General features: G+C 41.6%; 15 protein-coding genes. 13 read left to right on the top strand and 2 right to left on the bottom strand.

Annotated elements, in window-relative coordinates; translation table 11 throughout:
• Positions 1-25: 25 nt before the first annotated feature.
• Complete coding sequence (locus ACQRBH_RS04565; RefSeq protein ID WP_235232227.1) at positions 26-289, top strand: glyoxalase; 264 nt, start codon at positions 26-28, stop codon at positions 287-289.
• 31 nt (positions 290-320) lie between these two features.
• On the opposite strand, the gene ACQRBH_RS04560 is transcribed toward ACQRBH_RS04565, so the two are convergent.
• The gene (locus ACQRBH_RS04560; protein ID WP_235232218.1) at positions 321-755 is read right to left on the bottom strand and encodes an FMN-binding protein; all 435 of its coding nucleotides are present in this window, start codon (positions 753-755) and stop codon (positions 321-323) included.
• A gap of 151 nt (positions 756-906) precedes the next feature.
• Between ACQRBH_RS04560 and pth the strand changes: the two genes are divergently transcribed.
• From pth to ACQRBH_RS04545, 3 genes are read left to right on the top strand one after another with little or no spacing between them, the layout of a single operon-like run.
• Positions 907-1,491 (top strand): aminoacyl-tRNA hydrolase, encoded by a 585-nt coding sequence (gene pth, locus ACQRBH_RS04555; RefSeq protein ID WP_427761012.1) that lies wholly within the window; start codon positions 907-909, stop codon positions 1,489-1,491.
• A 2-nt stretch (positions 1,492-1,493) separates the two neighbouring features.
• Positions 1,494-4,838, top strand: coding sequence for a transcription-repair coupling factor (mfd, locus tag ACQRBH_RS04550; protein ID WP_427743606.1), 3,345 nt, complete (start codon positions 1,494-1,496; stop codon positions 4,836-4,838).
• A gap of 51 nt (positions 4,839-4,889) precedes the next feature.
• Entirely contained in the window at positions 4,890-5,969 is a 1,080-nt protein-coding gene (locus ACQRBH_RS04545; RefSeq protein ID WP_427761011.1) for a peptidyl-prolyl cis-trans isomerase, read from the top strand.
• Positions 5,970-6,033: 64 nt separating this feature from the next.
• Here the strand turns inward: ACQRBH_RS04545 and ACQRBH_RS04540 are convergent, their stop codons facing one another.
• A complete protein-coding gene (locus ACQRBH_RS04540; protein WP_347376016.1) occupies positions 6,034-6,480 on the bottom strand; it encodes a GatB/YqeY domain-containing protein in 447 nt (148 codons plus the stop codon).
• A gap of 280 nt (positions 6,481-6,760) precedes the next feature.
• On the opposite strand from ACQRBH_RS04540, the gene ACQRBH_RS04535 reads away from it, so the two are divergent.
• From ACQRBH_RS04535 to ACQRBH_RS04495, 9 genes are all read left to right on the top strand, one after another.
• Complete coding sequence (locus tag ACQRBH_RS04535; protein ID WP_235232018.1) at positions 6,761-7,714, top strand: L-lactate dehydrogenase; 954 nt, start codon at positions 6,761-6,763, stop codon at positions 7,712-7,714.
• Between the two features lie 179 nt (positions 7,715-7,893).
• The gene (locus tag ACQRBH_RS04530) at positions 7,894-8,100 is read left to right on the top strand and encodes a helix-turn-helix transcriptional regulator (protein WP_235232111.1); all 207 of its coding nucleotides are present in this window, start codon (positions 7,894-7,896) and stop codon (positions 8,098-8,100) included.
• A 1-nt stretch (position 8,101) separates the two neighbouring features.
• Positions 8,102-8,869, top strand: a complete 768-nt coding sequence (locus ACQRBH_RS04525) for a DUF3169 family protein (RefSeq protein WP_427761010.1) — start codon at positions 8,102-8,104, stop codon at positions 8,867-8,869.
• 98 nt (positions 8,870-8,967) lie between these two features.
• Entirely contained in the window at positions 8,968-9,423 is a 456-nt protein-coding gene (locus ACQRBH_RS04520; RefSeq protein WP_427743600.1) for an NfeD family protein, read from the top strand.
• A 3-nt stretch (positions 9,424-9,426) separates the two neighbouring features.
• The gene (locus ACQRBH_RS04515) at positions 9,427-10,356 is read left to right on the top strand and encodes an SPFH domain-containing protein (RefSeq protein ID WP_427743598.1); all 930 of its coding nucleotides are present in this window, start codon (positions 9,427-9,429) and stop codon (positions 10,354-10,356) included.
• Between the two features lie 44 nt (positions 10,357-10,400).
• Positions 10,401-11,123 (top strand): LytR/AlgR family response regulator transcription factor, encoded by a 723-nt coding sequence (locus ACQRBH_RS04510; RefSeq protein WP_235232022.1) that lies wholly within the window; start codon positions 10,401-10,403, stop codon positions 11,121-11,123.
• Complete coding sequence (locus ACQRBH_RS04505) at positions 11,116-11,967, top strand: sensor histidine kinase (protein WP_427743596.1); 852 nt, start codon at positions 11,116-11,118, stop codon at positions 11,965-11,967. The genes ACQRBH_RS04510 and ACQRBH_RS04505 overlap by 8 nt, the downstream gene beginning before the upstream one ends.
• A 76-nt stretch (positions 11,968-12,043) precedes the next feature.
• Positions 12,044-12,592, top strand: a complete 549-nt coding sequence (spoVT, locus tag ACQRBH_RS04500; protein WP_427761009.1) for a stage V sporulation protein T — start codon at positions 12,044-12,046, stop codon at positions 12,590-12,592.
• Between the two features lie 53 nt (positions 12,593-12,645).
• Positions 12,646-13,020 (top strand): TIGR04086 family membrane protein, encoded by a 375-nt coding sequence (locus ACQRBH_RS04495; protein ID WP_427743595.1) that lies wholly within the window; start codon positions 12,646-12,648, stop codon positions 13,018-13,020.
• Positions 13,021-13,087 lie beyond the last annotated feature (67 nt).

The following is a 13,087-nucleotide window of genomic DNA, read 5'->3' as shown; positions in this document are numbered from 1 at the left end:
CGGAATAAGGGAGGATTTTGTGAAAATGTATGAGTACGATGAAGATTGCCTGAAGACATTTCTTAAGAATCAGGCACAGTTATTTGATGAGCCGGTTGCGGAGACGCTGGAAGAAGCGGAAGCGTTTCTGGAAGACTGTATGGCGGTTGTAGTCGATAGTATTGAAGAAGTCAGAGAATTTCTTGAAGAAGAAGGCATGGATGTGGATGGAATGTCGGAAGAAGAGCTGGAAGAAGCGTCGGAGGTATTTTCTATTCCGGGTGGAAGATATCTGATCGTAGAAGGATAATAGAATGAAGATTACATTGAAAAAGCCGAAGCTATTCAGAAGTTTCGGCTTTTTTCAATGCTTCTTCGATTGCATTTACAATCATCTGGGAAGTATATGGATTATCTTCAGAATATTGGATATTATCTAGTGATTGATTGTTGTATATCTGTTCTGCGATATCTTCTATCGTAGGTTGAATCAAAGGATACATTGCAGAAATACTTTCGTCAAGATTGGAGAAACGAATGGAGTTAATATGGGATTCGTCGACGGTTACTTCTACTTCAAGTGCAGTATTGTTTAATGACAGTGTGGACGTATAGACTCCTGGCATATATTTTGCTTCGTTTGATTTTGCTTCTTTATGTTTGGGAAGGAACATAAATACCAAAAGTAGAATTAATATGACTGCCAGCGCAGCAAAAATCAAGGTATAGATGATTTCCTTCATATGCAATACGACGATTTTGGTTTTGGAACTCATAGAGACCTCCTGTATTATGGATAAATTGTTACTTTCTATAATGTATGAGAAAAGAGTGGAAATTATTCATGGCTTCTTGTATAATAAAAAACTACGATTTCTATTAAAATTCTATAAATAAAATTCTATAAAATTACGAGGTGACAAACAGATGTATATTATTGCAGGACTTGGAAATCCCACATTACAGTATGAAGGAACACGACATAATGTTGGGTTTGATGTCATAGATACATTGGCGGATAAATATAATATATCGGTAGATGCGAGAAAGAGCCGTGCTTTCATTGGAAAAGGAATGATTGAAGGGCAGAAGGTTATTCTGGTCAAGCCTCAGACTTATATGAACCTAAGTGGGGAGAGTATACGGGGGCTCGTGGATTATTATAAGATTGATGTGGAACATGAACTGCTGGTAATCTATGATGACATCAGTCTGGATGTCGGTCAGCTGAGAATTCGTAAAAAAGGAAGCGCCGGAGGACATAACGGAATTAAAAATATTATTGCGAATCTGGGTACACAGAATTTTCCGAGAATTAAAGTGGGGGTTGGTGAGAAACCGAAGAAATATGATCTTGCAGATTATGTGCTCAGTCATTTTTCAAAAGCAGAGCGTGAGCTGATGGAAGAAGGATACCAGAAAGCAGTAAAGGCGGTGGAGATGCTCCTTGACGGAGAGATGGAAGCTGCTATGAATGAATATAACAGAAAAGTAAAGCCTAAGGAGGCATAGATATGCAAGCCTTAATCAGGCCATTGAATGAATTAGCAGAGTTTGAAGAGATTAGTAAAAAAAGGATGAAAGCACCGGGAATGATACGAGTATGTGGCTGTGTCAATTCTCAGAAATCCCATATGATGTATGCGCTGAGCGATGGCTGTCATTACAAAGTCATCGCTTGTTCCAGTGAATCTAAGGCGAAGCAAGTCTATGAGGAATATCGGTTCATGGATGCAGAGACTTATCTGTATCCGGCGAAAGATCTGTTGTTTTATCAGGCAGATATTCGAAGCAAGGAGTTGATCAGACAGAGAATGGAGGTGCTTCAGGCGATCGTTGCGGGAGGACCGATGACTGTTGTGACCAGTTTCGATGCTTTTATGGATTCCTTGCTCCCAAAAGAGGTTATTAGAGAGAGGATGCTCCATATTTCCAATGACAGTGCGATTGACCTGGAAGAAATGCAGAAGAAGCTTGTAGCACTTGGATATGATCGGGAAATTCAGATTGAAGGGCCAGGGCAGTTTGCAGTTCGGGGAGGAATTCTGGACGTCTATCCATTGACTGAGGAGCTTCCGGTTCGTATTGAATTGTGGGGAGATGAAGTGGACTCGATTCGTACATTTGATGTAGAGAGCCAGAGATCCATTGAGAATTTGACAGAAGTAACCATCTGCCCTGCATTGGAATTTCCACAGGAGGGGGAAAAAGGAGTATCTTTTTTAGATTATTTTCCGACAGATCAGACGATTCTTTTCTTAAATGAACCCGTCCGCCTTCTGGAAAAAGGACAAGGTGTAGAAGAAGAATTTATGGAGGCACAGAAAAACAGGCTGGAAAGCGGATATCAGCTGGAAGAAGGAGAAGTCAAGCTGTATCAGACGGAAGCAGTTCTGAAGAAAATGAACGGTTACAGTAGCATCGGTTTTTTTTCGTTGGATATGCGTTGCAAAGGTTTGGAAGTTCGGGCATCTTACAGTCTTCAGACTAAGAGTGTGAATCCCTATAATAGTAGTTTTGATGCGCTGACACAGGATCTGAAGCGATTGAAGCGAAATGGATATAGAGTCATTCTGTTGTCGGGTTCCAGAACCCGGGCAAAGAGGTTGGCAGAAGATCTGAGAGATTATAATCTTAGTAGTTATTACAGCGAAGAGATGAATCGGGAAGTCATGCCGGGGGAGATTATGACGGCATATGGATATGTAGCAGAAGGTTATGAATATCCACTCCTTAAGTTCACTGTCATCTCAGAGACGGATATATTTGGTAAGACTAGAAAAAAGAAGAAGAGAAAGGTCTACGAAGGCCGTAAGATTCAGAGCTTTGCGGAATTAAAACCGGGAGACTATGTGGTACATGAGAACCATGGACTGGGAATCTATCAGGGAATTGAGAAGATTGAAGTAGACAAGATCTCAAAAGATTATATGAAGATTTCTTATGCGCAAGGTGGGAATCTCTATATTCCGGCAACTCAATTGGATCTTATTCAGAAGTATGCCAGTGCGGATGCAAAGAAACCAAGACTGAACCGTCTGGGAACCCAGGATTGGAATAAGACGAAGACGAGAGTACGGGGAGCGGTAAAAGAAATTGCAAAGGATCTGGTTGAACTCTATGCAGCCAGACAGAATCAGGACGGTTATGTGTATGGGGAAGATACCGTCTGGCAGAGGGAATTTGAAGAAATGTTTCCATTTGAGGAAACAGAAGACCAGTTACTGGCGATTGAAGCTGTAAAACGAGATATGCAGAGTCATAAGATTATGGACCGTCTGATTTGCGGGGATGTAGGGTATGGTAAGACAGAGATTGCAATCCGTGCTGCATTTAAAGCGGTTCAGGAGAATAAGCAAGTAGTCTATCTGGTACCAACTACAATATTGGCACAGCAGCATTATAATACATTTACACAGCGAATGAAGGATTTCCCGGTCAGAGTAGATTTGATGTGCAGATTTCGCACTCCTGCTCAGCAGAAAAAGACGATTGAGGACACGAAGAAAGGACTGGTAGATATCATTGTCGGTACTCATCGGGTATTGGGAGATGACTTGAAATTCAAAGACTTGGGTCTTTTGATCATTGATGAAGAGCAGCGCTTTGGTGTACAGCATAAAGAGAAGATTAAAAAATTAAAAGAGAATATAGATGTACTGACGTTGACAGCAACGCCAATCCCCAGAACACTTCATATGAGCCTGATAGGAATTCGTGATATGAGTGTGTTGGAAGAAGCCCCGAACGATCGTATGCCGATTCAGACTTATGTAATGGAATATAATGATGAGATGGTAAGAGAAGCTATTGAAAGGGAATGTTCCAGACAAGGACAGGTCTACTATGTGTATAACCGGGTCGAGGATATTGCGGAAGTTGCAGCCAGAATTCAGAAGCTTGTGCCAGATGTTACGGTGGAATATGCACATGGACAGATGCGGGAACATCAGCTGGAGAAGATTATGTATGAGTTTATCAATGGAGAGATTGATGTGCTGGTATCGACGACAATCATCGAGACAGGTCTGGATATTTCCAATGTTAATACGATGATTATTCATGACGCAGATCGCCTGGGATTGTCACAACTGTACCAGCTTCGCGGAAGAGTCGGACGTTCGAATCGAATGGCTTATGCATTCCTCCTGTATCGTAAGGATAAGTTGCTGAAAGAAGTGGCGGAAAAGAGATTATCTGCAATTCGGGAATTTACCGATCTGGGATCAGGATTTAAAATTGCAATGCGAGATCTGGAGATTCGAGGAGCAGGGAATCTTCTTGGCGCAGAGCAGCACGGACATATGGAAGCAGTAGGATATGATCTGTATTGTAAGATGTTAAATGAGGCTGTGAAACATCTGAAAGGTGAGATGGATGAAGATACCTTTGTGACAACGATGGATCTGAATGTGGATGCTTATATTCCGGATTCATATATTCCGAATGAGTACCAGAAGTTAGATATCTATAAGCGGATAGCGGCCATAGAAAACGAAGAAGAAAAAGAAGACATGATGGAAGAGTTGATAGATCGTTTTGGAGATATTCCGAAGAAAGTGGAAAAATTATTGGATGTGGCAAGTTTAAAAGCAATGGCGCACAATGTATATGTCACCGCTGTAGAGCAAAAGGGAGAGATCTATACATTTACCATGTATGAAAAAGCAAAAATTCAGACCCAGAAGATTCCGGAATTCCTGGAAACATTCAAAGGGGAGCTGATCATAAAGGCTGATGCGGTCAATCCTTGCTTTATCTATGAGAAAAAGAAGCGCAATAAAAAAGAAAAAACCCCAGATGCATTATCGGTTGTGAAAAAAGTGTTAATTGAGATGAAAGCATTGATTGAAACGTAAAAAAAGGATATAATGAATGAGTTAATGGTACTAAGGAGGGTATATACAGATATGAAAAGAAGAATATTGATGCTTGCAATGGCGGGGATGCTGGTGTTGACATCTCTTACCGGATGCAGCTCATTCAATGATGACGATGTGGTTGTCACCGTGAACGATACAGAGATTACGGCAGATGTTGCTAATTTTTATGCGAGATACATGCAGGCCCAGTATGAGACTTATTATTCTGCTTATCTGGGAGATGATATGTGGAGTTCAGAAGCAGAAGAAGGTAAGACGTACGAAGAATCTGTCAAGGACAGTGTCCTGGAAGAACTGGAAAAGATGGTTCTTCTTGAAGAACATATGGAAGAATATGATGTGTCTCTTTCTGATGAAGAGAAGCAAGTGATTGAAGATGCAGCCAAGGAATTTGACGAGGCGAATGCATTAGAAGACAAGGAGAAGGTATCTGGTACAGAGAAGGCTGTAAAGCGGGTGATGACGCTTTTAGCTATTCAGCAGAAGATGTCAGATGCGATTCAGGCAACTGCAGATGCAGAGGTTTCAGATGAAGAAGCAGCACAGAAGAGCATGCAATATGTATACTTCTCTTATACTACCACGGCAGAAGATGGAACCACTCAGGATATGACGGATGATGAAAAGGCAGATGTGAAGGCGCAGGCAGAAGGATTTGCAGAAGGTGCTGCTGCGGCAGAAGATTTTAATGCATATGCCCAGGAACAGGGACTTGAGACATCTACGGCAACTTTTGATAAAGACAGTACATCACCTTCCGCAGATTTGGTTGCAGCAGCGGATGCTTTGAATGAAGGAGAGATAACAGGGGTTGTAGATACGGATAGCGGATGTTATGTTGCAAAAGTGACCAGTCTTTTTGATCAGGATGCAACGAATAGTAAGAAGCAGGAGATCATCAGTCAGAGACAGCAGGAGAAATATACAGAGACCTGTGATGGGTGGATGGATGATGCAGATATCAATGTCAATAAAAAGGTATGGAAGAAGATTGATTTTAATGATTTGAGTGTTACGATTAAGGAAGAATCCGAAGAACCATATGCAGATTCTATTCAGACAGATGATGTTGCTGAGTCGGAAGATTCCGGCACAGAAGCAGAGTAAAAAGAAGAACAAAAAAACCGATCTGAAATTATGATTTCAAGATCGGTTTTTTATTGCCATCAGCTTAGCTCATAAAAGAAGATACAATCTCATTGACCAGCTTGCCGTCGGCTTTGCCTTTTACCTTTGGCATTAGATTTTTCATGATCTTTCCTTTGTCTTTTGCAGTCGGAGCATCCAGACCCATCTCGGCAAGAACGGAAGCGACGATCTCCTTGATCTCGGCTTCATCCATCATCTTAGGGGCATATTGCTCTAATACAGCCAGACGTTTGGTGCATTCATCAATAATCTCTGTGCGGTCGGAAGGAGTCATTTCCAGAGTCTCTTTGGTCTGCTTGATCTCTTTCATGATAACCTGTGTCTCTTCTTCGGGAGTCAGATCAGCGCGTTTGTCAATTGCTTTATTCTTAAGAGCAGCCAACAGCATGGACAGCGTTTCCTTGGTTTCTTTGTCACCGGCCTTCATGGCTTTGACCATATCGGCACGAACTTCTTCGATTTTACTCATGTTTTCATTCCTCCTATCATTGTCTGCAATTATTATACAGAATTCTATTATAAATATCCAGCCTTTTCCATACTTAATTCAGAACCGTCTGGAATGGAATTGGATATTGACAGTGATGGCCGAAAAGACTATCATGAATTTAAGTAAAGGCAAAGGAGTCTCAATGAGAGTACTTTGCTTTTTTTGTGCCTGTGTATTGAAGAAGCTGTCAGTGGACAGATTCTGGTGGTATTTTTGGGACACAAATGGAAACGATATTATATGAAATGGGGGTTTTTAAATGACAACAAACAAAAGTAAAGTGGTAATAGTAGGGACTGGTCTGGTCGGCTCGTCCACGGCGTTCAGTCTTTTGACGCAGGGTGTCTGCGATGAGATTATGATGGTGGACATTAATAAGGAAAAGGCTCTTGGAGAGGTACTGGATCTAAAAGATTGTGTGGAATATCTGAACCGGAATACCAAAGTGTATGTAGGTGATTATAAAGATTGCAAAGATGCGGATATTATTGTGATTACGGCAGGTGCGCCGCCAAGACAGGGGCAGACAAGGCTGGATACGTTGGAAGCGTCGGCGAAGATTACAAAGTCTATCGTAAGTCCGATTATGGAAAGTGGATTTGACGGGATCTTCCTGATCATCTCTAATCCGGTAGATATCATAGCACATTATGTACAGCGTCTGTCAGGTCTTCCAAAGAATCAAGTCATTGGAACAGGAACAGCATTGGATTCTTCGAGGCTTAAGAACTTTATCGGAGAGCTGATTCATGTAGATCCAAGAAGTGTCCATGCATTTTCGATGGGAGAGCATGGAGATTCACAGATGGTACCGTGGTCAGCTGTTATGGTCGCAGGGAAACCATTCTATGATATTATCCGTGATAATCCAGATCTGGTTGGTGATGTGGATCTGGACAATCTGGTAGTTAAGACTGCACAGGAAGGCTGGGAGATCCTGAACAGAAAAGGAACAACTTATTATGGAGTGGCAACTACCGCAGTCGGAGTGATCAAGGCAATCTTACACGATGAGAACAGAATTATTCCGGTCTCAACATTACTGGAAGGAGAATATGGAGAAAAAGATGTCTATTGTGGAGTGCCGGTTGTCCTGAATCGCACAGGGGCTTCGGATGTGCTGGAGATCCACATGAGCAGTCAGGAATTGACTCGGTTTAAAGAGTCGGCAAAAATTATCCGGGAGTATACGGACAAGATTATGGAATACTAGAGTATAATGAGAGATAGAAGGTCGAATCAGTGATAAACTGACTCGGCCTTTTTTAAATTCAGCAAAATTCAGTTATTTCTTGTTGACAAGTATAGTTGTCATATGCTATGCTCTTGATGACAAGGATAATTGTCAAAATGACAAAGAAAGCTTTCAATATAATGCATGGAGGTGATTATGTGCCTTTATATAATCGTTTAAAAGAATACAGGGCCAGAATTGGTGTGAATCAGCAGGAGATGGGACGCCTGTCTGGAGTTTCCAGACAGACCATCAGCCAGATCGAACGAGGGGATTATTCTCCATCAGTGACGCTGGCATTAAAGATTGCAAAGGTATTTGAAGTACAGGTAGAAGATATTTTCTGGTATGAGGAGGAAGATTAAGATGATGAGTAGAAAAGAAGAGATCAGTCAGGAGAATAGAAGAGCGAGAAAGTGGTTTATTCCGATTGTTATTGTCAGCGGGGTGGTGGGCGCCATACTCGGGATATTGATGGTTTTCCTGGGGACAACAGGAATTCAACGGGCAGCTGGGGCAATGACGCAGAAGGTAACGATGTTGGCACCGTATCTTCTGGCGGCGGAGGCTGTGATATTCAATATCTTTGCGTTTGCCATGTATCGAAAGAGCCGTGTGTTGCTTCGAGAATGGGATGGGGAAGAGGAGGAGATTCCGAATCAGATAGATATTAAGCTGAATTATGCATTGTGGGCACTCAGCCTGAATCAGGTCATCAGCTTTCTTTTGTTTGCTTTGGGAGTGGATCTGAGACCGGAAGATATGACAGGGGTACGGAATGAATTAATACTGGCGGTTGTATTCATGGTAAATGTATTCATAAGTATATGGATACAACAGAAAGTGGTGGATCTGTCTAAAGAGATGAATCCGGAGAAAAAGGGAAGTGTTTATGATATTCGTTTTCAGAGTAAATGGATGGACAGCTGCGATGAGGCGGAGAAGATGCAGGTATATCAGGCGGCATATTCAGCATTTAAAGTGACCAATATTGCATTTATGATTGTGTGGCTGTTTGCATTTCTGGCAATTGAATTTGCAGGAACGGGTGTTTTTGCATGTGTGCTGATCTCAATCTTATGGGGAATTCATGTGAGTGTGTATTGTTTTAAGACGATTCAGCTCTCTAAGTAATCATTCAGACATGAAATCACTTCATTCACGCAGGAACTATTGCTGAGACTGCTGCATTTTGGTAGGATGTAGTCAACAAGAAAGGAAGTGAGGAGTATATGTTCATACAGGACAATTATGTTACGATTGCCTGGCTGGGACTTCTGATTCTTTTGCTGATTGTTGAGATCATCACAGTAGGGCTGACCAGTATCTGGGCGGCTGGAGGTGCATTGGTTGCACTTATATTCAGTATTCTTGGTATTTCCCTGATGTGGCAGATCGTAATATTCTTCGTGGTAACCTTTGTACTGTTATATTTTACAAGGCCGTTTGCAATGAAGTTTATCAACACGCAGCATGAGAAGACGAATTATGAAGGAATCATTGGTAAGACGATCCGGATTACGGAGAGAGTAGATAATCTCCATCAGACCGGAAAGGCAACGGTGAATGGACAGGAGTGGACGGTTCGTGCGGATGATGATGCACAGATTCTGGAGCCGGAGACGCTGGCAAAAGTGATCAATATTTCAGGAGTAAAATTAATTGTAAAAAAGTATGAGGAGGAATAGAATATGTTGACTTTGGGGTTTATTGCGGCAGTAGTTATTATTTTAGTTTTTTTGATTTTGCTGATTTCCTGTATCAAGATTGTGCCGCAGGCAAGAGCGGTGGTAGTGGAACGTCTGGGAGCTTATCAGGCAACGTGGAGTACAGGCCTTCACTTTAAAGTTCCGATCATTGACCGGGTGGCAAGAAAGGTAGATCTGAAGGAGCAGGTTGTTGATTTTGCTCCGCAGCCAGTGATTACAAAAGATAATGTAACAATGCGGATCGATACGGTCGTATTCTATCAGATTACAGATCCGAAGATGTTCTGCTATGGAGTGGCGAATCCGATTATGGCGATCGAGAATCTGACGGCAACTACGTTGCGTAATATTATTGGGGATCTGGAGCTGGATCAGACGCTGACCTCAAGAGAGACGATCAATACGAAGATGAGGGCATCTCTTGATGAAGCGACAGATCCGTGGGGAATCAAGGTGAACCGCGTAGAATTGAAGAATATCATTCCTCCGGCAGCAATTCAGGATGCGATGGAGAAGCAGATGAAAGCAGAACGTGAACGACGGGAGGCAATCCTTCGTGCTGAAGGTGAGAAGAAGTCTACGATTCTGGTAGCAGAAGGACATAAGGAATCTGCAATTCTGGATGCAGAGGCAGAGAAGCAGGCTGCTATCTTACGTGCGGAAGCACAGAAGGAAGCCATGATCCGTCAGGCAGAAGGTGAGGCAGAAGCAATCCTGAAAGTGCAGCAGGCTAATGCAGATGGTATTCGTTTCCTGAAGGAAGCAGGAGCAGATGAAGCGGTTCTTACGATGAAGAGTCTGGAAGCTTTTGAAAAGGCTGCAGATGGAAAAGCAACAAAGATCATTATTCCGTCTGAGATTCAAAGTCTTGCGGGACTGGCGAAAAGTGCCAAAGAGATTATAGCAGAATAAAGCAGAATATATACAGATATGGAAAAGCGAGAGGAGGCAGTGCAATGACGCATGTATTAATTCTGGAAGATGACAAGGCTTCACTGGAAGCTTTGAAAAGGATTCTTACAGAGTACTCGGAAGATCTTTGTGTACATACTGCCTCCTCTTATCGGGAAGCGAAAAAACTGTTAGATATGGATTGGACATATAGGTTGTTTTTGTTGGATGTGAATCTAAATGGCAATGCTCATGAAGATATCGGCGGTATCCTCTTTGCCAGGGAATTGCGAGAGCAGTTCCGTTATACCTTTACCCCGGTTGTGATGGTCACAGCAATAGGAGCCATGGAGATGCAGGCTTATCGGGAATTACATTGTTATCAGTACATTATGAAGCCGTTTCGGCCGGAACAGGTCAAAGAAGTGGTTCAAAAGGTGCTGGAAAGAGAGAAGCATGAGGAGCGTCCGATGGTTGTCGTGAAAAAAGACGGCATCAATTATCAGGTCCTATGCGAAGATATCTGTTATATAGAAGCGATTCCAAGGGGAATCTGTCTTCACATGAAGAATGAGAACTGGAATGTACCATATGTTACTTTAAAACAAATCTTACAAAAAGTTCCGGCGGATATGTTTCTGCAGTGTCATCGGATGTTTGCAGTGAATCGAAGAAAGGTGGAGTATTTTGACACGGTCAATCGAATTGTCAAGATAAAAGACTGTGAAGATATCGTGGAGATAGGAGTGACGTATAAGTCGGAGATTGGGAGGCTGATCAGTGGTTGATTGGATAAAAAAGTTTTTATATAGGATTTTTTGTGTGCTTGCATTGTTGGTGTCCGTATATCTGGTGGTAGATTTTTTGATCAGCGGAACCTTTGACTACAGAATCTTTATTATGTTTCTTCTGATGGTAGTGATTGTGTTCTGGGGAATTGCTGACTGGCGTAAGAATTATATTCTTATGCAGAAGAAGGAGACAGAGCTTAAGCTGTATCAACATTATGTACAGCCTCTGGAGGAACTGGTGAAAGAGATCCGGGCAAAGCAGCATGAATTTGATAATCATCTGAATGCGATATTGAATATGCATCTGACAGTCGATAATTATGAGGAACTGGTAGAACGGCAGTCAGAATATATTACAGAAGTGATTAAGGATGATGACAGCCGGCAGTATCTTCCACTTTTAAGAATCAGTGATAAAGTGCTTGCGGGATTTTTGTACAGCAAGATTGTTCGGTCTCCTTCTTATGTAAAGACGGAAGTAGAAGTCAAGAGCCTGGAGATTATTTCAGGGATTTCAGAGCATCATTTGATTGAAATAGTAGGCACATTAGTAGACAATGCTTATGAAGCCTGCACAGAAGAATTGAATCAGGTTATGATGGAACTGGATTCCGAAGATGATCGGTTGGTTTTTATTATCAAAAATCAGATTAATGATATCAGGATGAAGAATATCGACCGCTTTTTTGAGAAAGGTTATTCAACCAAAAGTGGTGATAGAAAACATGGACTGGGGTTATATAATGCCAAGATGCTCATTAAAAAATATCAAGGAGATATTTTTGTAAGTACAGAGAATATCAATGAAAAGAGATATATTTGTATGAGAGTGGTCGTATAAACGTAGTATAAAATTCTTCCATTTACAGATACTAATTCTGGAAATCGTTAGTACAGTAAATGGAGGAATTTATTATATGAAAGCTACAGGAATCGTACGAAGAATCGATGACCTTGGAAGAGTGGTCATTCCCAAAGAAATACGAAGAACTTTAAGAATCCGTGAAGGAGATCCGCTGGAGATTTTTACGGATCGAGAGGGTGAGATTATTCTGAAAAAATATTCTCCGATAGGTGAGTTATCTACATTTGCCAGACAGTATGCGGAGAGTCTGGCGCAGACGGTAGGATGTCTGGTCTGTGTCTGTGATATGGATCAGATTATTGCAGCATCCGGTGCCGGCAAGAAAGAATTACAGGATAAATATATCAGCCATCAGCTGGAGAAGCAATTAAGTGCGAGAACACAATTGACAGCAACAGCTGCAGATAAAAAATATATTCCCATTACAGATAACCCTGAGGAAGAATTCATCTATGAAATAATCAGTCCGATTATCTGTGAAGGAGATATTATTGGAGGAGTGATTCTTCTGTCAAAAGATGTGAAGAAAAAGCTGCAGGAGTTAGAGCAGAAGCTGGCATCCTGTGCGGCTGGTTTTTTGGGAAGTCAGATGGAACAATAGAGGAATAAACGTAAGCTTTCCATCATACCTTGTGTTAGACAAGGAGGGATGGAATGGAGAGACAGTTTCAAAAAGATTCTAAAGTTATGTGGGTGCTGAAGTCATTGCTGGCTTCATACGTTATTACAGGTATACTTCTTGTATTGCTTGCAGCGGCACTTTATAAGTTTGAATTAAATGAGAAGATGGTATCAGCAGCTATTATAGCAATTTATGTTGTGGCGACTTTGATCGGAGGAATCATGATCGGAAAGTATGCCAAGACAAGGCGATTTGTGTGGGGATTGGGACTGGGGATTGGATATTTTGCACTCCTTCTGCTGATTACATTAGGTGTGTATCATACTTTGAATGGAAATGGAGGCAGCCTGATTACTACATTTATCTTATGTGCTGGTGGAGGAATGGTTGGAGGTATGATATCGTAATAACGAAATTAAAGCCTTAACAGCCTGATAAAATGATTGCGAAAATGAGTATGAAATGCTATAATAA

It is taken from the genome of Bariatricus sp. SGI.161 (assembly GCF_050313695.1).
GTDB lineage: Bacteria > Bacillota > Clostridia > Lachnospirales > Lachnospiraceae > JAFBIX01.
This window is presented reverse-complemented; position numbering and strand designations above follow the sequence as displayed.